The sequence below is a fragment of the Actinacidiphila glaucinigra genome (assembly GCF_035918135.1).
GTDB classification, from domain to species: Bacteria; Actinomycetota; Actinomycetes; order Streptomycetales; family Streptomycetaceae; genus Actinacidiphila; species Actinacidiphila glaucinigra.
In genome coordinates, this window is record NZ_CP109144.1 from 8,805,978 (window position 1) to 8,827,786 (window position 21,809).

The window sequence follows — 21,809 nt, forward strand, 5'->3', positions numbered from 1 at the left end:
GCTAGCCGATCCAGGTGTCGTGCAGCTGGATCCGGCTGGAGGCGTCGAAGTCGAGGTCGTGCACCTTCCTCGACACACCCAGCTGGGTCTGCAGTTCGACCACCGGCACGGAGTAGGCGTTCCGGACGAGCAACCGCTGCGCCTCGCCCACCAGCCGGGTCCGCTCGGCCGCGTCGGTCGTCGCCGCCTGCCGGTCCAGCACCGAGTCCAGCGGGCTCGGCGGCAGACGGTACGCGTTGGCGAGCCCGGTGGAGTACGAGCTGCGCAGGATGTCGGGGTCGGCGCGGGTCACGTTCCCCCACAGCCCGTCGAAGTCACCGGCCTGCTGCACCTGGGCGATCTGGGAGATCTGCAGCTCCTTGAGCACCACGTCCACGCCGACCGACTTGAGCTGCTGCTGTACCAGTTCCAGGGCCGGCTGGTTCGTGGCCGCGTTCGCGAACCACTTCACGGTCAGGTTCAGCCTGGTGCCGTTCCTGGAGCGGATGCCGTCGGGTCCGGGCTTCCAGCCGGCCGCGTCCAGCAGGGAGGCCGCCTTCGCGGGGTCGTGGGCCAGGTCGGGGCCCTGGTTCCGGTAGCCCGGCGTGGTGTGCGCCAGGACGCTGGTCGCCGGCCGGGTGCCGGTGGGGAACACGGTGTCGGCGATCTGCTTCCGGTCGACGGCGTACCGGATCGCCTGCCGTACGTCGGCGTCCTTCAGGACCGGCCGGGAGTTGTTGAGCCCCAGACCGAACACGACGCCCGGGTTCGCCCGGCGCTGCAGCGTCACCTGACCGCCCTTCAGCGTCGCCTCGTCCGCCCTGCCGACGCTGCCGATCGCGTCCACCTGGCCGGACCGCAGACTGCCGGCCCGCACCCCCGCCTCGGGCACCACCTTGAACACCAGCCGGTCCAGGTACGCCTCGCCCTTCTTGCGCCAGCGCGGGGAACCCCATGCGTACCCCGTGCGCTTGGCCAGGGTGATCGACTGGTTCTGCACGTAGCGCTCCAGCACGAAGGGCCCGGAGCCGACCACGCCCTGGCTGCAACGGCGCTGCGGGGTCCTCTTCACGCTCGCCGACGACTCGATGCCCAGCGAGTGCGTCGACGTGGCCTGGAGGAACTGCGCGTTCGGCTTCTTGAACCTCACCCGGACCGTGAGCGTGTCGACCGCGCTCGTGCTCTCGACACCGCTCAGGTATCCCTGGGCGAGGATGGCGAGGGCGCCGAGCTTCGGGACGGCGTCGAAGTTGTCCTTGACCACCTGCGCGGTCAGCGGTGATCCGTCGCTGAAGGTGACGCCCGGTCTGAGGTGGAAGGTGAACGTCGTCGCGTCCGGGCTGACCTCCCAGCTCTCGGCCAGCCACGGCACGATCCTCCCGGTCTCCGGGTCCTGGTCGGTCAGGGAGTCCACGACCTGGCGCAGCGAGTAGATGGTGTCGTTGCTGCCGACCTGCTGCGGATCGACGCACCCCGCGTCGGAACCCACGGCGAAGGTCAGGGTGCCACCGGGCCGGGCCCGGCCGGTACCGGCGCCGGGATCGCCGCCGCTCGGCCCGCAGGCGGTCAGCAGGATGCCGGCGGTCAGAAGGGCGGGCAGAGCCGTCCACCGGGTGGATCGGGAACGCTGATGAGCTGTCACGGAGGGTTCTCCTACTCGTGTCACCGCACACCGGGCCACGCGAGCCGTGGCCGTGCACGGACGTGCCGCCCCGCCGGGCACGACGCCGCGACGGATCAGCGCTGGTCTGAAGGCCTTGGGGAAGGGAGGGGTCCGGTGGCGCGGGACGACGCACCGGACACACCTGCCGGGAGGTACGGAAGGCAGTGGCCGTGGCCGGCGGGGGAGGTCAGCCGGCCGGGCGGATCCGGATCAGCCCGGACACAGGCAGCCGGTGAAACGCTGCAGATCGATGTGGCGGCGGCGGGAGAGGCCGCAGAACAGCGTCGCCGCCGCGAGGGAGGCACTCAGGTCGCTGTTGTGGCGCATGCCGGTCCTCCCCTTCTTCGGGCCCCGCCCACGGGCCACGCGCTTGCGGAATCGCGGGTGATTCCGCCGGGCTTTCACCTGGAGCCTGGAGCCTGGAGCCTGGAACACCCCACCGCGCCGGACGGTTGCCGGTCAGGCGGCCGGTGCGTGACGCTGACGCTCGATGATCCCGTGGCCCGGTCAGCCCGCCGCGCGGTGGGCGGACACGGTACGGCGGGCGAGCGGTTCTCGCAGGCCGAGGTGGGAGCGGAGCGTCGAACCGGTGTACCCGGTGCGGTAGACGCCGCGTTCCTGCAGTTCCGGAACGAGCAGGTCGACGATGTCGTCGAGACCGTCCGGGATCAGGTAGGGCGTGACGTTGAAGCCGTCGATAGCCCCGTGCCGTACGAAGTGGGCGAACTTGTCAGCGAGGCCGGAGGGCGTGCCGACATGGCCGCGCTGGGGGCCGAGCGCGATGACGGTCTCGCGCAGCGACCAGCCGTGTGCCTCCGCCTTGGCACGCCACTCGGCGACCACGACGCGGGGATCGGTCACGCGCCGGGCACCGAAGGAGCCGTCGTTCTCGCCGACCACCGGGTCCTCTTTCGGTAACGGCCCGTCGGCGTCACGCTCCGACAGGTCGATGCCCCACAGCAGCCCGGCGATTCCCAGCGCCGTGGCGCGTGTGACCTGCTGCGACCGTATCCAGTGCTTCTTCTCCCGCGCCTCCTCCTCCGTGGCGCCGATGATGATCTCCGTGCCGGGCAGGATGCGCAGGTCGTCCTCGGGTCGCCCGGCCGCGCGCAGCCGCCGCCGGATGTCCGCGGCGAAGGCCAGCGCGTCGTCGAAGTCGGTGCCGTGCGCCGAGAAGATGACGTCGGCGTTGCGGGCGGCGAAGTCGCGACCCTCACCGGAGTCCCCCGCCTGGAAGACGACGGGGTGCCCCTGGGGGCTGCGCGGCAGGGTCGGAGTGAGGTCGACGTCGAACTGCGCCCCTTGGTGGCGTACGCGGCCCACGGCGCCCGGCACCGCCCAGGCGGGCGCGGACGCGGAGCCCGCGACGGCACCGTCCTCCCAGCCGTCCCACAGGGCGCGGGCCACGGTGAGGAACTCCTCGGCGCGCCGGTAACGGTCGCCGTGGTCGAGGTAGCCGCCGCGGCGGAAGTTCGCGCCGGTCCAGGCGTTGTCCGTGGTCACCACGTTCCACCCGGCGCGGCCTTCGGAGAGCAGGTCGAGCCCGGACAGGCGGCGGGCCAGGTCTGCGGGCTCGTTGAAGGTGGAGTTGGAGGTGCTGACCAGGCCGATACGGCGGGTGACGGCGGCCAGCGCGGCGAGCTGGGTGATCGCGTCCGGCCGTCCGGCCACGTCGAGGTCGTGGATGCGGCCGTCGACCTCGCGAAGCCGGAGCCCCTCGCCGAGGAAGAAGGCGTCGAACAGGCCCCGCTCGGCGGTCCGGGCGACCCGGCGGAACGAAGCGGGATCGATCTGGGAGCCGCTCTCCGGTGCGGACCAGACGGTCCAGTGGTTGACGCCCTGGAAGAACACCCCCAGATGCAACTGCGCGTGGGGCCGGGGGACGTCGAGAGGATCGGTGCGGGTCATCGGGCGTCCTCCTGGGCGGCCGCGGCGGCGAAACGGTTGGCGGGGCGCGCGAGACCCAGAGCCGAGCGCAGCGACGTGCCGGGCAGCGGGCGGGCGACGAGTCGCCGCTCGGCGAGGGCGGGCAGGACGAGCCGGGAGAGCACGGAGAGGTCCTCGTCCAGCACCAGCGGATGCAGACGCACGCCGTCGACGGCACCGCGCAGGTCGTGCAGCAACGCGACCAGTCGCTCAGCGGATCCGACGTGCCGCAGCCGGCCCCGGTCCGTCCACGGCGCGTGCCGCTCCAGGTCCGCGACGCGCTCGGCACCACTGGCCGCCGGGGTGTCGAGCGCGACCTCGACCTCCGCGAAGACGCGAGGTGTGCCCGCGGCAGCGGCGGCCGCCGTGACCGCCCTGACGTCCCGGCCGGCGACCAGGGCGACGTCGAGTTGGGAGGCGGGGACGAGATGTGGCCGGCCCAGGACGACCAGTTGCCCCTGCGGCGGGCGCGGCACGATCGCCGGTCCCCTCACGGCGTACGACTCCCCGGTGAAGTCGACGTAGTGGAGCCGGTCACGGTCCAGGTAGCGGCTGGTGGCCACCGAACGGATGACGGCGTCGTCCTCCCAGGAGTCCCACAGAGCCCGCACCACCTCCACGGCGTCACGGGTCTCCGCCGCCCGCGCGCGGGAGTCGGTGACCGGCGGCCGCCCCCAGGCGCGAGCCGCCCCGGGATGGTCCTCCTCGGTGACGACCCACCCCCCGCGACCGGCGGAGACGTGGTCCAGGGACGCCAGCTGGCTGGACACGTGGAAGGGTTCGGCGTAGGTGACCGGCACGACGGGCGTGATCCCGATCGTGCTCGTGGACGCGGCGATGAAAGCCGCCCGTTCCACCGCGCCGATACGGCCCACCGGATCCGGCGGGGCCCCGGGCGGCAGCACGCCGTCGTCCAGGGTGAGGAGGGTGAACCCGGCGTTCTCCGCCACGGCGGCCACGCCGGCCACGCGGCGCGGGGTCAGGAGCCGGTCGGGGGCGTGGTCCGCGCGGCGCCAGGCCGCGGGGTGGGCGCCCTCGCCGTCGATCTCCACGGCGAGGTGCAAAGGGGGACGGGACATGGGCGGGCGGTCCTTCCGGGAGCACGGGAACCCGCGGCCGTGGGGCCACGTCGGAACGGCCGGCCGCGCCGGCCGGCAGGGCTCAGAGGTGCGCGGAAGGACAGACCGCGGAGGAGGTGCGGCAGTAGTCGACATGCCGCCGGGTGATCAGGCGCGCGTCACCGGCACGTCGCGGTGCCGCGCCGGATGCACGCATCGAGGGCCTCCACCCGTCCGGTCGATGTCGGTTCAACGTACGTCGTCGGGCCCCGGGAGTGTCAAGGCCCCCCGGTACGACGTCACGAACAGGCGCCGAGGGCCGCGGCGTTGCGCACGAACAACTCGTGGAGATCGCGTACGGCCCGCGGGACGGAGCCGGAGTGGCGGCGCTGCACCACCAGCAGCACCTCCGTCGCGTCCCCCGCGAGCGGGCGCGCCGTGATCGCACCGCTGCGCTCGAGGGGGTCGCCGACCACACTGAAGTCCGGCAGCACGGCGGCCCCCAGACCCTCGGCGACCATCAGCTTTCCCATCTCCGCGCCGTCGGTGGAGTACGAGAAGGACGGCGTCCGCCCGCCGAGCAGACGGTGCACGAAACGGTGCATGACGTAGCCGGACCGCATCACGACCAGCGGCTCAGCGAGGAGGCTGTCGGTGTCGACCGCGTCCAGGGCCGCCAGCGGACTGTCGGGACGGACGCACACCACGGGACGGCCGCGCAGAAGCTCGGTGGACTCGATTCCCTGGGGCATGTCGTCGTCCCGCAGGTAGTTGACCAACCCCAGGTCGAAGCCGCCCTCCAGCAACCCGCGGTGGATGTCCGCCTGCTGGGCACCGACCACCTCGACCTGCGTCACCGGGTGCGAGGACCGGAACTCCCGCACGGTCGGGATGAGCAACGGGACGGTGGCGCTGTTGACCGTGCCGAGCCGGACCATGCGGCTGACACGGTGCTGCTCCCCGGCCGCGCCACGGAGCCGGTCGACCGCCTCCAGCACACTCAGGATGTGCGGCAGCAGTTCCCTGCCCTCGTCGCTGATCTTCGCCCCCGACCGCTTGCGTTCCAGCAGGTCCACCCCGAGCTCGCGCTCCAGGTTCCGCACGGTCTCGCTGAGCGCGGGCTGGGACAGGTGCAATTCCTCGGCGGCACGCCGCAGCGATCCCGACCGGGTCACGGCGGCGATGTACTCGAGCTGTTCGATGCGCACGGCAGGAGAGTGCCGCCGGAAGCGGGCCGGGTTCAAGGGAATCCCTGTCACAGGCTCGTGAATACCGTCTCTCAGCATGTGGAATCGCATCCGGGCGTTCTTGACCGGCCGGGCTTCCTGCTGTTCCATCGAAGACATGAAGCGACAGGACCTCACGCGGCGACGCCACGTCGACCTCGAGCGTGTCTCCAGCTCTTTCTGTCGCCGCCGGGCCTGAACGCGCCCGAGGGAAACCCTCGCACGCGCCCGTCGATCCCCTTGTGAATTCCTTCCGCGGCCGCCTTCTGCCGTGACCGCCGCCTGCCCGGGAACGCCTCTCCGGCGCGCCTGAAATCCGGCGTCTCGGTGTCGACCTCTTCCTCCTCGGTTTCCCGCACTACCTGGAGGAGGCCGAGTACTTCGGCAAGCGGGTACTGCCCCTCGTCCGCGAGTCGGAGGCCGCCCAGCCCGCCGGCGGCGGCCCCGCCCTCACCCGCACCGCTCACCGACTCCACCCCGACACCTGGAAGGTCCCGGTATGGCCACCGTCCTGTCCGTCTCCGGAAGCCCCTCCGCAACGTCCCGCACCGCGCGGCTGCTACGCCACCTGGACGACCGGCTCACCGCCCAGGGGCACGAAGTGATCCCGCTGGACGTCCGCACACTCCCGCCCGAGGCCCTGCTGCACGCCGACTTCGGTCATCCGGCGATCGTCGAGGCTGTGGGCCTCTTCGCGCGGGCGGACGGTGTCGTGATCGGCACCCCCGTCTACAAGGCCGCCTACTCCGGGCTGCTGAAGTCGCTGCTCGACCTGCTCCCGCAGTACGCGCTCGCGGGCAAGACCGTCCTCCCGCTGGCCACCGGCGGCACCACCGCCCACGTCCTGGCCATCGACTACGCACTGCGCCCCGTGCTGAGCTCCATGAACCCCGCGCACATCACGCCCGGCTGGTTCACCCTCGACAAGGACATCACCGTGGGCGACGACGGGGCACTGACCGTGGCCCCCGCCTCGGCCGAGGCGCTGTCGCAGGTCACGGACCAGTTCTCGCGTGCGCTCGGCGGTCACCCCACCCTTCTGGCGGCCACGGGATGAGAGCCGCGAGCACCATCACCGACGACGCCGAGGCCCTCGCCGCCGACTTCCGCAAGGGCGCCGCTGAGCGGGACGTGTCGAGGAGGGGCACGAGACAGCCGACGCGCTCCTCGCCGCCGCGGCGAAGGCCGTGGACGCCGAGCGTGCCGACCTGACCGATTCCTCGGCCGCCGCGGCCAAGGTGACGGCGGCCGAAACCGCGGTGGAGGTCGCGAGCGCCCTCTTCGAGGTCTCCGGCACCCGGTCGGCAGTCAACTCCCTGGGCCTGCACCGCCACTGGCGCGATGCCCGCCCCCACACGCTGCACGACCCGGCCCGCTGGAAGGTCCAGCACATCGGCCGGTACGTGCTCAACGGCACCAGGCCGCCCCGGCACGGCCTGCTGCGACGGACCACCCCGATCGGAGAGCTCTCGTGCCCCTCACCTTCCACTGGTTCCTGCCCACCAACGGCGACAGCCGCCACGTCGTCGGAGGCGGCCACGGCACCCCCGCCACAGGGTCCGGCCGCGACCGGCCGCCGACGATCGCCTACCTGAGCCAGATCGCCCGCGCCGCGGAGGACCTCGGCTTCGTCGGCGCGCTCACCCCCACGGGCGCGTGGTGCGAGGACGCGTGGCTCACCACGGCCATGGTCAGCCGGCACACGGAACGGCTGAAGTTCCTGGTGGCCTTCCGGCCCGGCTTCGTCTCGCCGACGCTCGCCGCCCAGATGGCGTCCACCTTCCAGCGCCAGAGCGGCGGACGGCTGCTCCTCAACGTCGTCACCGGGGGAGAGAGCCATGAGCAGCGGGCGTACGGCGACTTCCTGGACAAGGACGCGCGGTACCGCCGCACCGGTGAGTTCCTGGAGGTCGTGAAGGGGCTGTGGGAGGGCAAGTCCGTCGACCTTCGCGGTGAGCACCTGCAGGTCGAGGGTGCGAAGCTCGCCCGGGTGCCCGACCCGGTTCCCGAGGTGTACTTCGGGGGTTCCTCGCCGGTGGCCGGTGAGGTCGCCGCCCGGCACGCCGACGTCTACCTCACCTGGGGCGAGCCGCCCGCGCAGGTCGCCGAGAAGATCGCCTGGATCCGGGGCCTGGCGGCCGGACGGGAACGTACCCTGCGCTTCGGCATCCGGTTGCACGTCATCACGCGCGACACCTCCGAGCAGGCCTGGGCCGAGGCCGACCGGCTCCTGGCCGGGTTCGACCCGCAGACCGTCGCGGCCGTCCAGGCCGGACTGTCTCGCAGCGAGTCCGAGGGCCAGCGGCGCATGCTCGAGCTGCACCGCGGCGGCAGCCGCGACCGCCTGGTGGTCCATCCCAACCTGTGGGCCGGCATCGGCCTCGTCCGTGGCGGTGCGGGTACCGCGCTGGTCGGCAGCCACGACGAGGTCGCCGAGCGGATCGAGGAGTACCACGCTCTCGGCATCGAGGAGTTCATCCTCTCCGGCTATCCGCACCTGGAGGAGGCGTACTGGTTCGGGGAGGGGGTCCTGCCGAAGCTCCGGGCACAGGGCCTGTGGCAGCACCCTTTGGGCCGGCAGGCGGGCGACGCGGCGCAGATTCCCTTCGCGGGCGCGGGAACAACACCGTGATCCACCTCTGCGTGCCGGGCTCCTTCTCGAAGGACGTCAGGGCCCGAGGAGCTCGGCTCCCCGGGCCGGTGGCGGGGGTCGCGGTGGGCGCAGGCGGGGCCAGGCGCGGTCGCGGACCGGGGGCAGTCGGTCCCAGACGCGGCCCACGCCCGAGCCGCCGTCGCGGCGCCGGCCACGGCGGATTTCCGCAGCGCCACGCCGGCCTGTCGTCCCGTGTCCCAGCGATCGTCACCGACGAGCGCCGTGTACGCCAGAGCCGGACGGACTCGGCGGCGACGGAGCGGGCGCGTCAGGGGATGTCGATACGGCGGCCGCTGATCGCGCCCGCTTCGATGCGGACCCACATGATGCGGTCGTCGTCCCCCGGCCACGGGCCGCTGTACACCCGCTGCGCCAGGTACCGTACGGCCTCCGGGTTCTCGACGCGTCGGGCGAGGCCCCGCACCAGGACGCTCCAGCCCTGGCTGAGCGCCTCGTCCACATGGTCCACCTCGAAGACGACCTCCGTTCCGACGACCTCGGCGGGGCCGGAGCCCGGAGCGGTCCTGAAGACGACGGAACGGTCGACCACGCTGTAGTTCACGGGCAGGATGGCCTCGTGACCGGGAGTCGTCACCGCGACCCGGCCCACACCGTGCCCGTCCAGCCGCGACCAGCATTCGCCGGGGGAGAGCTCCACCAGGCGTGCGTGCGGCGAAGCGCGTCCGCGGCGGCCGGGCGGGAGGTCGGCCTCCCCTCCGCTGAGCGCCGTGACCGTCGTGTCCAGTGCCGCCGCGAGGGTGCCCATCGTCCCCGGTCCGGGAGCGGCGGTGGACTGCTCCTCGATGAACCGCAGATAACTGGTGGCCATGCCGGCCCGGGCCGCGACCTCCTCACGGGTCAGACCCAGTTCGTCGCGCCGCTTGGCCACGCGTCGCCCCATGTCACCAGGGGCGGCCGGAAACGGCTTCGGTGCCATGCCGCTCATCTCCTCGATCCCGGGGGTCCGAGGCGCCGCGGACTGCCGCGCACGGTGATCGGACCCGGCTGATCGTCGTCCGTTCTCGGGTCCCAGACGGCGTCGACGACGCCCTCCACCGCGCGGGCGAACCGCGACGCCACCGGGACCAGCGACGGGTCGCCCGGCGGGCCCGAGAAATGGACGACGCCCTCCTCGACGCGGACCCGCACCGGCGGGGGCTCACCGGGGAACAGGTAGGCGACGATCTCCCGGCCGACCTCCTCGGCGATCTCGCCGTCCGGACGCAGGAAGACCCTCAGCAGGTCGCCCCGGCTGACGATGCCGCACAGCATTCCCTCACCATCGATGACCGGCAGCCGCTTGACGTGCCGGCGCGCCATCGCGCGCGCCGCCTGGGCCAGGGTGGCGTCGGCGTGCACGCACACCGCGGGGGCGCTCATCAGCTCGTCGGCGGTGGTGGCGCCCGCCTTGCCCAGGTCCGGCAGCCGCCGCATCTGCTCGTAGCGGGAAGGGTCGCTGTCCCGGTACTCCTCCTTGGGCAGCAGGTCGGCCTCGGACACCACTCCGACGACCCGGCCCTCGCCCTCCAGTACGGGCAGGGCGCTGACCTTCCACTCCTCCAGCGTCGTGACGACCTCCTTGAACGAGGCGTCCCGGCCGACCGCGACGACGGATCGCGTCATCACGTCGCTGACGACGTGCGGGCTGCCGTGCATGAGGTCCTCCTCCCGGGTGGGGCCCGGTCCCCGTCCCCAGCCTGCTTCCCCGGAACCGCCGTGCGCAGGGGCCTTCCGGCCCTTGTGCGGGTCCGGCCGGTACCGGAGGCGGGCGTCCGCCGGGGCGGAGACGGCCGGCCCGGCGGCGCGGCCCGGCGGTCAGACGATCGGGACCATGACGACGGGGCAGTGCGCGTGGTGCAGTACCGCGTGCGTCACCGGCCCCAGTCGCATTCCGAGCGGACGGCCCTCCCGCCGGTGGGCGCCGACCACCACCACATCCGCCGCGCGGCTCGCCTCCACCAGTGCCGCGGCCGCGTGTCCCGCAGCGGTGTCCACCCGTACGGCGACGCCCGGAAAGCGCTCGGCGGGCTTGGACACGGCGAACCGGGCCAGCTCTTTGTGCTGCCGGGCCTGCACGGCCACGTCGTGCCGGTGGGACGCAGGCCATTCGCCGAGGGGAACGTGCGGATGGGTCCACGTGTGCAGCACCCGCAGTCGTGCGCCGCGCCGTTCGGCCTCCTCGAAGGCGAACAGGGCGGCCTCGGCGTCGCTCTCGTCCTCCAGACCCAGCAGCACCTTGTCGTGCAGCAGGCCCCGCCGCGCCGCGGCGTCCTCACCGCGGACGACCATCAACGGGCCCGCGGTGTGCGCCGCCACCCGCAGCCCCACGGAGCCGAGGAGCAGCCCGGCGAAGCCGCCGCGGCCCCGGGTGCCGACGACGGTCAGGGCGGCGGTCCGGCCCAGGCGCACCAGCGCCGCGGCCGCGGGCTCGGCCGTCTGCTCCAGCGCCACGGTCAGCCCGGGGTGCCGGTCCGCCACCCGCCGGGCGGCCGACTCCAGGATCACCCGGGCCGCTTCGCCCGGCGGACGGTCGCGATCGGTGTCCAGTCCGAACCCGACACTGCCGGGATCGGGCCACGGCAGCGCGAGCACGATCCGCAGGACGCTGTCCCGCCGGCGTGCCTCCTCGGCCGCCTGGTCCAGGGCGCGCACGGCGGGATCGGATCCGTCGACCCCCACGACGACCTCCCCGTGCGGTGCGTGGGGCGTCCCCGCTCCGTAGGCGGTGTCGCTCATGCGCGGCCTCCTTGCGTCGGCATGTCAGCCCACCACGATGCGGCGGCCCGTCACGCTCGACGGGGTGATGCGCAGCCACAGATCACGTTCCCCGCCGGCCCACGGCCCGGTGCGGGCCTGCTCGTCGAGCCGCCTGACGCCTACGGCGTCGGTGACCGTGTGCGCCATGCCGCGGACGAGCACGCTCCAGCCCTGGCTCAGGGCGTCGTCCACCTCGTCCACCTCGAAGGCGCACTTGGTGTCGGTGGCTTCCGCGGGGGTGGCGGCCGGAGAGGTGCGGAAGGCGATGGTGCCGTCGGCGACGCAGTAGTTGACCGGCACGACGGTGATCCCCTCGGGCATCGACAGGGCGAGCCTGCCCACCCCGTGCGTGGAGAGCAGCTCCCAGCACTCCTCGCCGCCCAGCTCCACCAGTTCCGCGTGTCCCGCCGCCCGCCCGCGGCCGGGTGGCAGATCGGCGTCGCCGCCGCTGAGCGCGGACACACTCGTGTCCAGCGCTCTGGCCAGGCCGCGCAGCGTCGCGACGCCGGGAGCGGCGGTGGCATCCTGCTCGACGTACCGCAGATAGCCCGGCGCCATACCCGTGCGTGCCGCCACGTCCTCCTGGGACAGGCCCAGCTCCTCACGGCGCATCGCGATGCGCCGCCCGATGTCCCCGGTCGCGGTGGTCGCGGGATGCTTCGTCATGGCGGTCACGTCCTTTCCTTGTCCTGGAGGGGTGAGTGCCATCCGGTCGTCGCCGTGATCCGGCCGGGGCGCGTGGGCGGCCCAGCCTCACACGCGGCCCGAGGTGAGGTCGAAGCGCACGTCCACGACACCTTCGACGGAGCGCACCATCCGGGCCACGACCGGCACCAGCGACCGGTCGGTGAGCAGGCCGCTCACCGTCACGACCCCGTCGGCCGCCTCGATGTCCACGGACTGCCAGGCCTCGGGCAGGAGTTCCCCCGCGAGGAGTCCGCGCACGTCACGGGCGAGGTCCTCATCCGTCCGCAGGAACACCTTGAGCAGGTCCCCCCGGCTCACCACGCCCCGCAGCGCGCCGTCGGCGTCGACCACGGGCAGCCGCTTCACGCGGTGCAGCGCCATCGCCCGCGCCGCCTGTGCCAGGGGCGCGTCCTCGCGCACGGTGATCGCCGGAGCCGTCATCAGCTGCCCCGCGGTGACCGCGGACGCCTTGTCCGGGACCGCGCCGACGGGCGGGGCGTCGTCCTCGCGGCGTTCCTCCTTGCGGAGCAGGTCCGCCTCGGAGACCACGCCGACGACCCGGGTGCCCTCGGCCACCACGGGCAGGGCGCTGACCTTCCACTGCTCCAGGGTCCGCACGATCTCCTTGAACGACGTGCCCAGGGCGACCGCGACGACCTTCCTGGTCATCACGTCGCCCACCGACGCCGGATGCCGGTCGGGCTTCATGGCCGCCTCCTTCGACGGGCGTGCCGGGCGCGGCCGGCACGCGTGCCGGGTCCGGTCACCTCGACCCCTGCCGGTGAGCCGTGGCGTCCTCCAGTACCGCGAGCCGACTCCGGTACTCCTCGTCGTCGATCTCGCCGCGGGCGTACCGCTCCGCGAGCAGCGCCCGCGCACCCGGGTGATCCCGGTCGGCGGCACGACCCGCACCGCCGTCGGGGGCGTGCCGCAGCAGTACGGTCACGGCCAGGACGACGAGGACCAGCAGCACCAGCCAGCCGAGGGACATCAGGGCCCAGCCCCAGCCGTTCATGTGGCCGTAGACGAACATCGTGTCCTCCTCACCACGGTGCCTGGACCGCTGCCGCCATTTCCGGCCGGGTCACCGGTGTGCGGGAGCCAGCCGGACGGAAGCGACCGCCCCGGTCGTCAGATCGCCGGCGTTGCGGTGGTGCATCGTCCCCGCCTCCCCGCACACGGTGGAGTGCGTGCCCTCGGGTCCGGTCCCATTGTCGGTCGACTCCACCCGGCGCCGCTTGGGCCGGTGGGGCCACCGACACGGCCGGGCGTCCCTCCGGCCGGGCCGAGTGGCCCATGCGCGCACCGGTCTCCGCTGCGCTGCGAGCCGCCGACCGGGTCGAGGACGAGGCCCGCATGTCCCGGCACATCGCAACCTCCGGGCAGGAGCGGGCCCGCCTGCGCAGGCCGGGCCTGGAGCTCTCGGCCGAGGTGCCTGCCCGGGGCGCCGGACGAGTTGGGCGACGGCCCTGCGCGCCGTGACGACCACCCACGCCGGTCTCCGCCGCCGGCGCAGTGTGCTGCTCGCTCCGCTCGATCAGGCGGACCTGCCGGTCGTGGCCGCCCCTCACCGCCACCTCGGGCGGGGCATGTGCATCCGGGGGAGACTGGACGGGAGGACCCCGGCCGCCGGATCCCGGAAAGGGGCGACGATGGGGGAGTGGACCTGGTCGTACGAGGGCTACGACCCCGCCCGGGAACGCCTGCGCGAGGCACTGTGCACCCTGGGCAACGGCTACTTCGCCACCCGCGGCGCCGCCCCGGAGACCGTCGCCGGCCCCCACCACTATCCCGGCACCTACGCCGCCGGCTGCTACAACCGGCTCCACTCCGCCGTCGCCGGGCGGAAGGTCGCGAACGAGGACATGGTCAACCTGCCCAACTGGCTGCCCCTGAGGTTCAGACTCGGCGACGGCGGTGCGTGGTTCACCCCCGACGACGGCTCGCTGCTGGAGCACCGGCAGGACCTCGACCTCCAACACGCCACCCTCGCCAGGACGTTCCGGCTGCGTGACCCGCGCGGGCGGATCCTCGCCGTCGAGCAGACCCGGCTGGTGCACATGCAGGACCCGCACCTCGCCGCCCTGCGTACCGTCTTCCGCGCCGAGGGAGGCTGGGCCGCGGACCTGGAGGTGGAGTCCGCACTCGACGGCGACGTGTGCAACGCGGGCGTCGCCCGCTACGGGGACCTGAACGGCCGTCACCTCACCCGGGTGCGCACCGGGACCTCGGAACCCGACACGGTCTGGCTGCGGTGCCGTACGACCGCCTCCGACATCGGCGTCGCGCTCGCCGCCCGTACGCACGCCACGCCGCATCCGGCGGCCGCCCGGTCGTCGGACGCGGGGGAGCGCACCGCGGTCCTCCGGCTGACCGTCCCGGTGGGGCCGGACCGTCCGGCGGTCGTCGAGAAGACGGTCGCCCTGCACACCTCCCGCGACCGGGCGATCAGCGACCCGCTGCACGCTGCCCTCGAACGGGTCGAGCGGGCCCCGGACTTCGCCGGCCTCCTCGATTCGCACTCCGCCGCGTGGGAGCGGCTGTGGCGCCGCGCCGGCCTGGACGTCCCCGGTGAGGCCGGACGGGTCCTGCGGCTGCACGCCTTCCACGTCCTGCAGACCCTCTCCCCGCACACCGCCGAACTCGACGTGGGCGTGCCCGCCAGGGGACTGCACGGAGAGGCCTACCGCGGCCACGTCTTCTGGGACGAGCTGTTCGTCCTGCCCTACCTGGACCTGCACTTCCCCGAGGTGTCCCGGGCGCTGCTGGAGTACCGCCACCGCCGCCTGGAGGAGGCGTGCCGGGCGGCGGAACAGGCGGGCTGCGTCGGGGCCATGTACCCGTGGCAGAGCGGCAGCGACGGACGCGAGGAGACCCAGACCCTCCACCTCAACCCGCGCTCGGGACGCTGGCTGCCCGACCACACCAGGCTCCAGCGCCACGTCGGCTCCGCCGTGGCCTACAACATCTGGCGGTACGGCCAGGCCACCGGCGACACGGAGTTCCTGTACACCAAGGGCGCCGAGACGCTGCTGCAGATCGCCCGCTTCTGGGCCTGCCTCGCCACCTGGGACCCCGACTGCGACACGGGCGGCCGCTATCGCATCCGCGGTGTCGTCGGACCCGACGAGTACCACGACGGCTACCCGGGCTCCGCGACGCCCGGCGTCGACGACAACACCTACACCAACGTCACCGCCGCCTGGGTGATGGACCGGACCCTGGAGCTGTGGCGGACCCTCCCGGCACCGCGCCGCGACGAACTCCGCGAGCGCACGGGCCTCGGGCCGGAGGAGACGGACCACTGGGAGGACGTCTCGCGCAGGCTGTTCGTCCCTCGCCACGACGGTGTGCTCAGCCAGTTCGACGGCTACGGCGAGCTGGAGGAGCTGGACTGGGAGGGCTGCCGCGCACGGTACGGGGACATCCGCCGGCTGGATCGGATCCTGGAGGCCGAGGGGGACTCCGTCAACCGCTACCGGGCGTCCAAGCAGGCCGACGTCCTCATGCTGGGCTACCTGTTCCCACCCGGCGAACTGCAGCGCCTCTTCGCGCGTCTGGGGTATCCCATGGACGACGGCACGTGGCGGTCGACGGTCGACTACTACCTGCGGCGTACCAGTCACGGATCCACCCTCAGCGGACTGGTGCACGCCTGGGTGCTGGCCAGGGCCGACCGGACCGGCGCATGGTCGTGCGCGGAGGAGGCCCTGCTGGGCGACGTCACCGACATCCAGGGCGGCACCACCGAGGAGGGCATCCACCTGGGCGCCATGGCCGGCACCCTCGACCTCGTGCAGCGCGGCCTGACCGGCCTGGACGCCCGCGAGGACGCCCTGTGGCTCGATCCGGTGCCGCTGCCGCAGCTCTCGCCGTTCGCCTTCACGGTGCGCTACCGGGACCACTGGGGCGTGCGGATCCACGTCGACGGGGACCGCGTCAGCATCGCCGTCCCCGCCTCCGCCGCGGCACCCCTGCGGGTCCGCCTCGGCGGCCGGACCTGGTCCGTCCCGCCGGGCCGCTTCCGGCGGCTCGACCTGCCGCCCCGATGACACGTCCCCGCGGCGCGGGCGGGTGGCTGCGTACGGCGAGTGATCGACTACTGTACGTAGCATGATGTGGCGAGTGGGCCGGCGCGTCTCCCCGCGCGGAGTGCTCCTGCTCCTGGGCATGCTCGTGTTGACGGGCATCCATCTGCTGGCCTGCGCGCACGGCCCGGACCGCGCGGGCAACGACACCCTCGCCGCCGCCCCGTCCGACCCGTCCCTCTGCCGGCCCGGGGGCGGCGCCGCGCTCCCGGACCAGGACCTCGCCCGCGGCAACAGGCCGCAGGACGACCACCACGCGCTGTGCGGAGTCGCCCTCGACCGGCTGCCCGATCCCCGCCCCCGATGGGCCGACGCTCCCGCGGCCCCCGGCGTCGAGGGCGCACCGCGGGCACCGGCTCCGGCGATCCACCCCGCCCGGGCCGCGCCCGGAGGCGCCGGACATCCCTGCGCACCCGCACGGTCCGGCCCCGCGACACTGAGCCTGCTCTGCGTATCGCGGACCTGACAGCGCCCCGGCCCGGCCCGGCGCACCGCGCGGCGGGCACGGCCGAACGCGCCCCCAGGACCCGTACGAGCAGCGGCCGCGCCACGGCGACGGCGGCAGGAGAAGCACTTATGAGCACCCTCCCCTATCCCGGCACGCCCACCTCCCCGGCCGAACTGCTGGCCGCCACCGCGCCACCGCGCCGCACCCCGGCCGGGCTGGTCGGCAACACGCCCGTGCTGTGGGTCGGATCGCCCTTCGTCCCCGACGGCCGCGGCTTCTGGGCCAAACTCGAGGGCTTCAACCCCGGCGGCATCAAGGACCGCTCCGCGCTGTACATGATCGAGGCCGCCCGCGCCCGCGGCGAACTCCTCCCCGGCGCGCCGATCGTGGAGTCGACCAGCGGCACGCTCGGCCTCGGCCTGGCCCTCGCGGGGGCCGTGCACGGGCACGCGGTCACGGTGGTCACCGACCCCGGCATGGAACCGCCCCTGGTCGCCCTGCTCACCGCCTACGGGGCGACCGTCGACGTCGTCACCGCACCGCACCCGGTGGGCGGCTGGCAGCAGGCCCGCCGCGACAGGGTGCGGGAACTCCTCGCCGCCGAGCCGGCCGCCTGGTGCCCGGACCAGTACCACAACCCGGACAACGTCGCCGCCTACGCCGTCCTCGCCCACGAACTCGTCGCCCAGCTCGGCCGCATCGACGTCCTGGTGGCGAGCGTCGGCACCGGGGGACACTCGGCCGGGGTCAGCGGCCCGCTGCGCGCGTTCTTCCCGCACCTGCGGCTGGTCGGCGTCGACACCACCGGGTCGACGATCTTCGGCCAGCCGCCCGCCGCACGGCTCATGCGCGGTTTGGGCAGCAGCATCCATCCCCGCAACGTCGACTACCCCGCCTTCGACGAGGTGCACTGGGTGGCCGCCGCGGAGGCGGTGTGGGCCAGCCGGCGCCTCGCCCGCGACCACTACGCCACCGGCGGCTGGAGTGTCGGTGCCGTCGCCCTGGTCTCCCGGTGGCTGGCCCGGACGCTGCCTGCCGAGACCAGGATCGTGACGATCTTCCCCGACGGCCCGCAACGCTACGTCGGGACCGTCTTCGACGACTCCTACTGCCGGGACCACGGCCTGCTGCACCACGAACCGTCCGAGGATCCCGACGAGATCGCGCACCCGGGCGAGACCGTGGTCGGCCGCTGGACCCGCTGCACCACCGTCCGGGACCCGCTGGCCGCCGCGCCGGACACCCGGCTCGACGGCATGCCCTTCGAGGGCGCCCGATGAGGGGCCTGTGGCGGCAGGTCCGCTCCTTCGACACCCCGGCCCGGCTGCTGATGGCCAACCAGTTCGCCATCAACCTGGGCTTCTACATGCTCATGCCCTACCTCGCCGACCACCTGGCCGGCGGCCTCGGTCTGGCCGCCTGGGCCGTCGGCCTCGTCCTGGGCGTACGGAACTTCTCCCAGCAGGGCATGTTCGTGCTCGGCGGGACCATCGCCGACCGATTCGGCTACAAGACGCCCATCGTCATCGGCTGCACGCTGCGCACCTTCGGCTTCGCGCTGCTGGGGCTGGTCGACTCCCTGCCCGCCCTGGTGGCGGCCTCCGCCGCCGCCGGGTTCGCCGGCGCGCTGTTCAACCCCGCGGTCCGCGCCTACCTGGCCGTGGAGGCAGGCGATCGGCGGGTGGAGGGCTTCGCCCTGTTCAACGTCTTCTACCAGGCGGGCGTCCTGATCGGCCCCCTGGTCGGCCTGGCCCTGCTCGCCCTGGACTTCCGCGCCGTGTGCCTGACGGCGGCGGCCGTCTTCGCCGTGCTCACCGTCCTGCAGTGCCGGGCCCTGCCCGACCGCAGGCCGGGACACGTCGGCGGCTCCGGCGCGGCGGCGGGCGTCCTGGGCTCCTGGCGGCAGGTGCTGGGCAACCGGCCGTTCATGCTGTTCTCGCTGGCCATGATCGGCTCCTACGTGCTGTCCTTCCAGGTCTACCTGGCCCTTCCCCTGCAGGCGCACAAACTCCTCGGCAGCGGCGGACAGGCCGTCACCAGCGGTCTGTTCATCGTCTCGGCGGTCGTGGCCGTCCTCGGCCAGCTCCGGATCACCGGCTGGGTCCGCGCGCGTTGGAGCGGACCGCAGGCGATCGTCGGCGGGATCCTGCTGATGGGACTGGCCTTCACGCCCCTCGCCGTGAGCCCCGACCCGTCCGGCGGCACGTCCGACGCCGTCATCGCGGTGGCCCTGCTCGTGACCGCCGTCGCGGTGCTGGCGGTGGGCAGTGCGGTGGTCTACCCCTTCGAGATGGACACCATCGTCACCCTCTCCGGAGAACGCCTCGTCGCCACGCACTACGGCTGGTACAACACCGTCTCCGGCGTGGGCATCACCGTGGGCAACCTCGCGACCGGCGCCATCTGGGGCATCGCCGACGACAGCCACAAGCCGTGGCTGCCCTGGCTGGCCCTGTCGGCGACCGGCCTGCTGTGCGCCGCCTGCGTCCAGCTGCTGTCGCGGGCCGGAGGACTCGCCGCGGCCACCCGCGAGCCGGCCCTCGCCTGACCTCCGCCGGCGTCCGCCGGCTCTGGACTGGCGGGCGGCCGGTGCGTCTGCTGCGCTGAAGGGAGAACGCGACGCGGGAGGTGAGTGGCTGTGCAGGGTGGTCCGGACCAGGACGGCCCGGCGGGCGGAGGCTCTTCGAACGGCGAGGACGTGGCCGGTCGTGTCGCCGTGCGTCGGGAGCAACTGGGCATGTCCCGCGAGGAGCTGGCCACCAGGGCCGGGATGTCGACGGCCTACCTGCGGCAGGTCGAGGAGCTGGGCTCCGGTTTCGACGCCGCCGCGCTGAAGCGGGTCGCCCACGTGCTCGGGGTGTCGTACGAGGAGCTGGCCTCGGGCCCCCGTCAGGCGCCGCCGGGCCGGGGCGGCCCGGCGGCCCGGCCGGTGCTGCAGCGCCTGTCCGAGCGCGAGTGCTGGGAACGGCTGGGCACCCACGGCATCGGCCGCGTGGCCCACACGGCCGGTACGGGGGAGGAGGCTCCGGTGCTGGTGCCCGTCAACTTCCTGGTCGACGGGCGGACGGTCGTCTACCGGACGGATCCGGCCGGTGCCGCGGCCGTCGCACCCGGCACGAAGCTCGCCTTCGAGACCGACTTCGTCGACGAGGGGAACCGTCTCGGCTGGAGCGTCCTGGTGAGGGGTGCCGCCGAGCCGATCACCGACGCCGCCGCCGCGGAGGCGCTCGGCAGGCGGCCCGGTGGCGAACCCTGGGCCGGGGGGACGCGGGCGCTGTGGATCCGCGTGGTACCGGGCGAGGTGAGCGGGCGTGCCATCCGGTCGCTGCCGCCGGCCGGGGACCGGGGTCCGGGACACACCGGGTAGCGCCACGGGCGCACCCGGTCGCCCGAGGGGGCCGCGCGGCGGCCGACCGCCGGGCGGCACCTTCGCCGGGACGAGGTGTCCGGCCGGGAGATCCGGCCTTACACCTCGTCCGGCCCAGGCGGCGATCAGGCCTTCAGCGCGCGGCTGTGCAGCGCCGTGACGGCCTTGCGGGCGGAGAGGATCGCGCCGTGCTGCCAGGCGTCCATGTAGGACAGCCAGTCGCCCGCGTACAGGACGCGTCCGGTGGGCTCGTTGAGGGGTTTGTAGACGGCGGCGTCGGTGCCGCCGGGGATGCTGTGCCAGGCGCCTTCGAGGTGCCGGACGCGCTTCCAGGCGATGGAGAAGGAGTTCGAGAGCTCGCTGCGGTACTTCTCGCCGTGGATCTTCACACCTTGCATGACGGCACGAGCCTCGCGCCCGGCGGGCGTCAGGGCGGCATAGGCGTCGGCGTTGGCACCGGTGTTGTAGTAGCCGACGATGACGCCGCGCTTGCCGTGGTGACCGTAGGACGGGTACCAGATGTGGGAGAGGTCCAGGTCGGTCTCGGTGATGCCGCCGTAGATGCGGTGGTCGGTCTCCCACCAGCGGCTGCGGTACTCCAGGCCGATCTTGCCCGCCGACGAGGGGCGGATGGTGGTGAGCGCGGTCTGTACGTCGGGGCCCAGATTGTGCGTGAGCCCGGCCAGCAGATGGGGTGGCATGGCCGCGACGCAGTAGTCCGCCTCGATCCGCCGCGGCCGTCCGCCGGGGTCGGTGTAGCCCACGGCGACGCCGTCCGCCGACTGCACCAGCGAGGTGGCCTGGCAGGCGTAGCGGATCCGGTGATCGCCGATGGCGCGGGCGAAGGCCCGCGGTATCCGGTCCATGCCGCCGACCGGCTGGAACATCAGCATCGCCTGGTCGAACTCGAACTCGAACGCGAAGTGCCGCCCGACACCCGAGGCGAAGACCTCGGAGGCGGTGGGCAGCTCCCCGAGCAGGGCCCCCGGGGTGCCCGCGGCGCCGGGCCAGGTGGCGTAGCCCCGGTTGGCGCCCCCTGCGTACGCCCATCCGTCGGATCGTCCGCCGATCTCGCCGAAGTCCTCCAGGAACGACAGGAGCCGCTCCTTGTCCTGGGCGGTCAGCTCCTGGTCCAGGGCGCCCTGGTCGGTGGCCTTGGCGAGGAGTTCGCTGACGTACCCGAAGGTGTCGGCCTTGGCGGTGCGGTATCGCACGGGCTGCCCGGGCCGCATGCCCGCCGACTCGTGGTAGATGTACGCGTCGGCGTTGGAGTTGGTGAAGACCTCGATGGGGACGCCGAGTTCACGGCAGTAGTCCAGCGTGACCATCCACTGCGCCAGCCGGGCCGGTCCGGCGTTGAGGTACTGGCCCGGGGAGAAGCCCGCGGTCTGGGTGCGCCCGTCGAGGTCGGTGTGGGTGTCCCCGCCGCGCACGGTGTAGTTGCGGCCGCCCGGCCGGTCGCGCGGCTCCAGGATCGTGCAGTCGTACCCGGCCTTGCCCAGTTCGTACGCGGTCGTCAGCCCGGCCAGTCCCGCGCCCAGCACGACGACCCTGCCCGCTCTGCGTCCCGTGAGGTGGAAGTCGGCCGTGCTCGGCGCGCGGAAGTCGCTGCCGCGGCCGGCCGCCTCGGCCGTCGGCGCGAGCCCCAGCGCGCCCATGGTGGCGAACATCGCTCCGGCACCGCCGGTGATGCCGACGGTGCGCAGAAATCCCCTGCGGTCGAGCCCTGTTGGCTGCCCCTGCGTCATGAGTCGCCCTCTCTCGATCTGCCGGTGTGCACGCCGATCTTCAGGGCGGGCTGTTACGGATGGTGTGGCCGAGACATGACAGAGCCATTTCGCGTGTCGCGGGTGTGTGAACGGACGTCGATGACCGCCTTCCCGCCGTCCGGGTGATCGGCAGCGGGACCGGTGGCGCGTAGCGGCGGTGCCGCCGGGAAGGCGGAAGGTGGGTGAGG

The 21,809-nt window shown here is 73.4% G+C and carries 20 protein-coding genes, 2 pseudogenes and 1 riboswitch; of the genes and pseudogenes, 10 read left to right on the forward strand and 12 right to left on the reverse strand.

Features of this window, described 5'->3' with window-relative positions; all coding sequences use genetic code 11:
• Position 1 precedes the first annotated feature (1 nt).
• The 5 genes from OIE69_RS39980 to OIE69_RS40000 form a co-directional block, all read right to left on the reverse strand.
• Entirely contained in the window at positions 2-1,621 is a 1,620-nt protein-coding gene (locus OIE69_RS39980; protein WP_326580177.1) for an ABC transporter substrate-binding protein, read from the reverse strand.
• Between the two features lie 231 nt (positions 1,622-1,852).
• Positions 1,853-1,969 (reverse strand): putative leader peptide, encoded by a 117-nt coding sequence (locus tag OIE69_RS39985; RefSeq protein ID WP_326580178.1) that lies wholly within the window; start codon positions 1,967-1,969, stop codon positions 1,853-1,855.
• A gap of 34 nt (positions 1,970-2,003) precedes the next feature.
• Positions 2,004-2,139: riboswitch (SAM riboswitch) on the reverse strand.
• A gap of 10 nt (positions 2,140-2,149) precedes the next feature.
• Entirely contained in the window at positions 2,150-3,550 is a 1,401-nt protein-coding gene (locus OIE69_RS39990) for an NtaA/DmoA family FMN-dependent monooxygenase (protein ID WP_326580179.1), read from the reverse strand.
• Entirely contained in the window at positions 3,547-4,647 is a 1,101-nt protein-coding gene (locus OIE69_RS39995; protein ID WP_326580181.1) for an LLM class flavin-dependent oxidoreductase, read from the reverse strand. The genes OIE69_RS39990 and OIE69_RS39995 overlap by 4 nt, the downstream gene beginning before the upstream one ends.
• A 278-nt stretch (positions 4,648-4,925) precedes the next feature.
• Positions 4,926-5,834, reverse strand: a complete 909-nt coding sequence (locus OIE69_RS40000; RefSeq protein ID WP_326580183.1) for a LysR family transcriptional regulator — start codon at positions 5,832-5,834, stop codon at positions 4,926-4,928.
• 136 nt (positions 5,835-5,970) lie between these two features.
• Here OIE69_RS40000 and OIE69_RS44865 point away from each other — a divergent pair, with 136 nt between their 5' ends.
• The 5 genes and pseudogenes from OIE69_RS44865 to OIE69_RS40020 all read left to right on the forward strand — a co-directional run bounded on the left by OIE69_RS44865 (position 5,971) and on the right by OIE69_RS40020 (position 8,484).
• Positions 5,971-6,051: a putative leader peptide gene (locus OIE69_RS44865; protein WP_392567699.1), complete on the forward strand. Its 81-nt coding sequence runs from the start codon at positions 5,971-5,973 to the stop codon at positions 6,049-6,051.
• An 88-nt stretch (positions 6,052-6,139) separates the two neighbouring features.
• A pseudogene (locus OIE69_RS44870) lies at positions 6,140-6,283 on the forward strand (dimethylsulfone monooxygenase SfnG); the annotation flags it as partial.
• Positions 6,284-6,351: 68 nt separating this feature from the next.
• On the forward strand, positions 6,352-6,909 hold the full coding sequence (gene ssuE, locus OIE69_RS40010) for an NADPH-dependent FMN reductase (protein ID WP_326580187.1): 558 nt from the start codon (positions 6,352-6,354) through the stop codon (positions 6,907-6,909).
• A gap of 76 nt (positions 6,910-6,985) precedes the next feature.
• Positions 6,986-7,294, forward strand: a pseudogene (locus OIE69_RS40015) (acyl-CoA dehydrogenase family protein); the annotation flags it as partial.
• A gap of 29 nt (positions 7,295-7,323) precedes the next feature.
• Positions 7,324-8,484 (forward strand): LLM class flavin-dependent oxidoreductase, encoded by a 1,161-nt coding sequence (locus OIE69_RS40020; protein ID WP_326580189.1) that lies wholly within the window; start codon positions 7,324-7,326, stop codon positions 8,482-8,484.
• Positions 8,485-8,773: 289 nt separating this feature from the next.
• On the opposite strand, the gene OIE69_RS40025 is transcribed toward OIE69_RS40020, so the two are convergent.
• The 6 genes from OIE69_RS40025 to OIE69_RS40050 form a co-directional block, all read right to left on the reverse strand.
• Complete coding sequence (locus tag OIE69_RS40025) at positions 8,774-9,451, reverse strand: pyridoxamine 5'-phosphate oxidase family protein (RefSeq protein WP_392567628.1); 678 nt, start codon at positions 9,449-9,451, stop codon at positions 8,774-8,776.
• Positions 9,448-10,161 carry a CBS domain-containing protein gene (locus OIE69_RS40030; protein ID WP_326580193.1) on the reverse strand — a complete coding sequence of 238 codons (714 nt, stop codon included), beginning with the start codon at positions 10,159-10,161 and terminating at the stop codon, positions 9,448-9,450. Before OIE69_RS40030 ends, OIE69_RS40025 begins: the two co-directional genes overlap by 4 nt.
• 159 nt (positions 10,162-10,320) lie before the next feature.
• Positions 10,321-11,241: a universal stress protein gene (locus OIE69_RS40035; RefSeq protein WP_326580195.1), complete on the reverse strand. Its 921-nt coding sequence runs from the start codon at positions 11,239-11,241 to the stop codon at positions 10,321-10,323.
• Between the two features lie 24 nt (positions 11,242-11,265).
• A complete protein-coding gene (locus tag OIE69_RS40040) occupies positions 11,266-11,928 on the reverse strand; it encodes a helix-turn-helix domain-containing protein (protein ID WP_326580197.1) in 663 nt (220 codons plus the stop codon).
• An 87-nt stretch (positions 11,929-12,015) separates the two neighbouring features.
• Positions 12,016-12,657, reverse strand: coding sequence for a CBS domain-containing protein (locus OIE69_RS40045; RefSeq protein WP_326580199.1), 642 nt, complete (start codon positions 12,655-12,657; stop codon positions 12,016-12,018).
• Between the two features lie 55 nt (positions 12,658-12,712).
• Positions 12,713-12,982, reverse strand: a complete 270-nt coding sequence (locus OIE69_RS40050; protein ID WP_326580201.1) for an SHOCT domain-containing protein — start codon at positions 12,980-12,982, stop codon at positions 12,713-12,715.
• Positions 12,983-13,601: 619 nt separating this feature from the next.
• Here OIE69_RS40050 and OIE69_RS40055 point away from each other — a divergent pair.
• The 5 genes from OIE69_RS40055 (at position 13,602) to OIE69_RS40075 (ending at position 19,852) form a co-directional block, all read left to right on the forward strand.
• Positions 13,602-16,001: a glycoside hydrolase family 65 protein gene (locus OIE69_RS40055; protein WP_326580203.1), complete on the forward strand. Its 2,400-nt coding sequence runs from the start codon at positions 13,602-13,604 to the stop codon at positions 15,999-16,001.
• A 61-nt stretch (positions 16,002-16,062) separates the two neighbouring features.
• A complete protein-coding gene (locus tag OIE69_RS40060) occupies positions 16,063-16,503 on the forward strand; it encodes a hypothetical protein (RefSeq protein WP_326580205.1) in 441 nt (146 codons plus the stop codon).
• A gap of 110 nt (positions 16,504-16,613) precedes the next feature.
• The gene (locus OIE69_RS40065) at positions 16,614-17,765 is read left to right on the forward strand and encodes a PLP-dependent cysteine synthase family protein (protein ID WP_326580207.1); all 1,152 of its coding nucleotides are present in this window, start codon (positions 16,614-16,616) and stop codon (positions 17,763-17,765) included.
• Positions 17,762-19,033, forward strand: a complete 1,272-nt coding sequence (locus OIE69_RS40070; protein WP_326580209.1) for an MDR family MFS transporter — start codon at positions 17,762-17,764, stop codon at positions 19,031-19,033. The genes OIE69_RS40065 and OIE69_RS40070 overlap by 4 nt, the downstream gene beginning before the upstream one ends.
• Positions 19,034-19,123: 90 nt before the next feature.
• The gene (locus OIE69_RS40075; RefSeq protein ID WP_326580211.1) at positions 19,124-19,852 is read left to right on the forward strand and encodes a helix-turn-helix domain-containing protein; all 729 of its coding nucleotides are present in this window, start codon (positions 19,124-19,126) and stop codon (positions 19,850-19,852) included.
• Positions 19,853-19,977: 125 nt separating this feature from the next.
• Here the strand turns inward: OIE69_RS40075 and OIE69_RS40080 are convergent, their stop codons facing one another.
• Entirely contained in the window at positions 19,978-21,600 is a 1,623-nt protein-coding gene (locus OIE69_RS40080; protein WP_326580213.1) for a flavin monoamine oxidase family protein, read from the reverse strand.
• Positions 21,601-21,809 lie beyond the last annotated feature (209 nt).

What these genes read in the sequence shown, in the direction of transcription:
- OIE69_RS39985 (WP_326580178.1), bottom strand. Translation starts at nt 1,969, where the DNA reads ATGCGCCACAACAGCGACCTGAGTGCCTCCCTCGCGGCGGCGACGCTG.
- OIE69_RS39990 (WP_326580179.1), bottom strand. Translation starts at nt 3,550, where the DNA reads ATGACCCGCACCGATCCTCTCGACGTCCCCCGGCCCCACGCGCAGTTG.
- OIE69_RS39995 (WP_326580181.1), bottom strand. Translation starts at nt 4,647, where the DNA reads ATGTCCCGTCCCCCTTTGCACCTCGCCGTGGAGATCGACGGCGAGGGC.
- OIE69_RS44865 (WP_392567699.1), top strand. Translation starts at nt 5,971, where the DNA reads ATGAAGCGACAGGACCTCACGCGGCGACGCCACGTCGACCTCGAGCGT.
- ssuE (WP_326580187.1), top strand. Translation starts at nt 6,352, where the DNA reads ATGGCCACCGTCCTGTCCGTCTCCGGAAGCCCCTCCGCAACGTCCCGC.
- OIE69_RS40025 (WP_392567628.1), bottom strand. Translation starts at nt 9,451, where the DNA reads ATGAGCGGCATGGCACCGAAGCCGTTTCCGGCCGCCCCTGGTGACATG.
- OIE69_RS40030 (WP_326580193.1), bottom strand. Translation starts at nt 10,161, where the DNA reads ATGCACGGCAGCCCGCACGTCGTCAGCGACGTGATGACGCGATCCGTC.
- OIE69_RS40035 (WP_326580195.1), bottom strand. Translation starts at nt 11,241, where the DNA reads ATGAGCGACACCGCCTACGGAGCGGGGACGCCCCACGCACCGCACGGG.
- OIE69_RS40040 (WP_326580197.1), bottom strand. Translation starts at nt 11,928, where the DNA reads ATGACGAAGCATCCCGCGACCACCGCGACCGGGGACATCGGGCGGCGC.
- OIE69_RS40045 (WP_326580199.1), bottom strand. Translation starts at nt 12,657, where the DNA reads ATGAAGCCCGACCGGCATCCGGCGTCGGTGGGCGACGTGATGACCAGG.
- OIE69_RS40050 (WP_326580201.1), bottom strand. Translation starts at nt 12,982, where the DNA reads ATGTTCGTCTACGGCCACATGAACGGCTGGGGCTGGGCCCTGATGTCC.
- OIE69_RS40055 (WP_326580203.1), top strand. Translation starts at nt 13,602, where the DNA reads ATGGGGGAGTGGACCTGGTCGTACGAGGGCTACGACCCCGCCCGGGAA.
- OIE69_RS40060 (WP_326580205.1), top strand. Translation starts at nt 16,063, where the DNA reads ATGATGTGGCGAGTGGGCCGGCGCGTCTCCCCGCGCGGAGTGCTCCTG.
- OIE69_RS40065 (WP_326580207.1), top strand. Translation starts at nt 16,614, where the DNA reads ATGAGCACCCTCCCCTATCCCGGCACGCCCACCTCCCCGGCCGAACTG.
- OIE69_RS40070 (WP_326580209.1), top strand. Translation starts at nt 17,762, where the DNA reads ATGAGGGGCCTGTGGCGGCAGGTCCGCTCCTTCGACACCCCGGCCCGG.
- OIE69_RS40080 (WP_326580213.1), bottom strand. Translation starts at nt 21,600, where the DNA reads ATGACGCAGGGGCAGCCAACAGGGCTCGACCGCAGGGGATTTCTGCGC.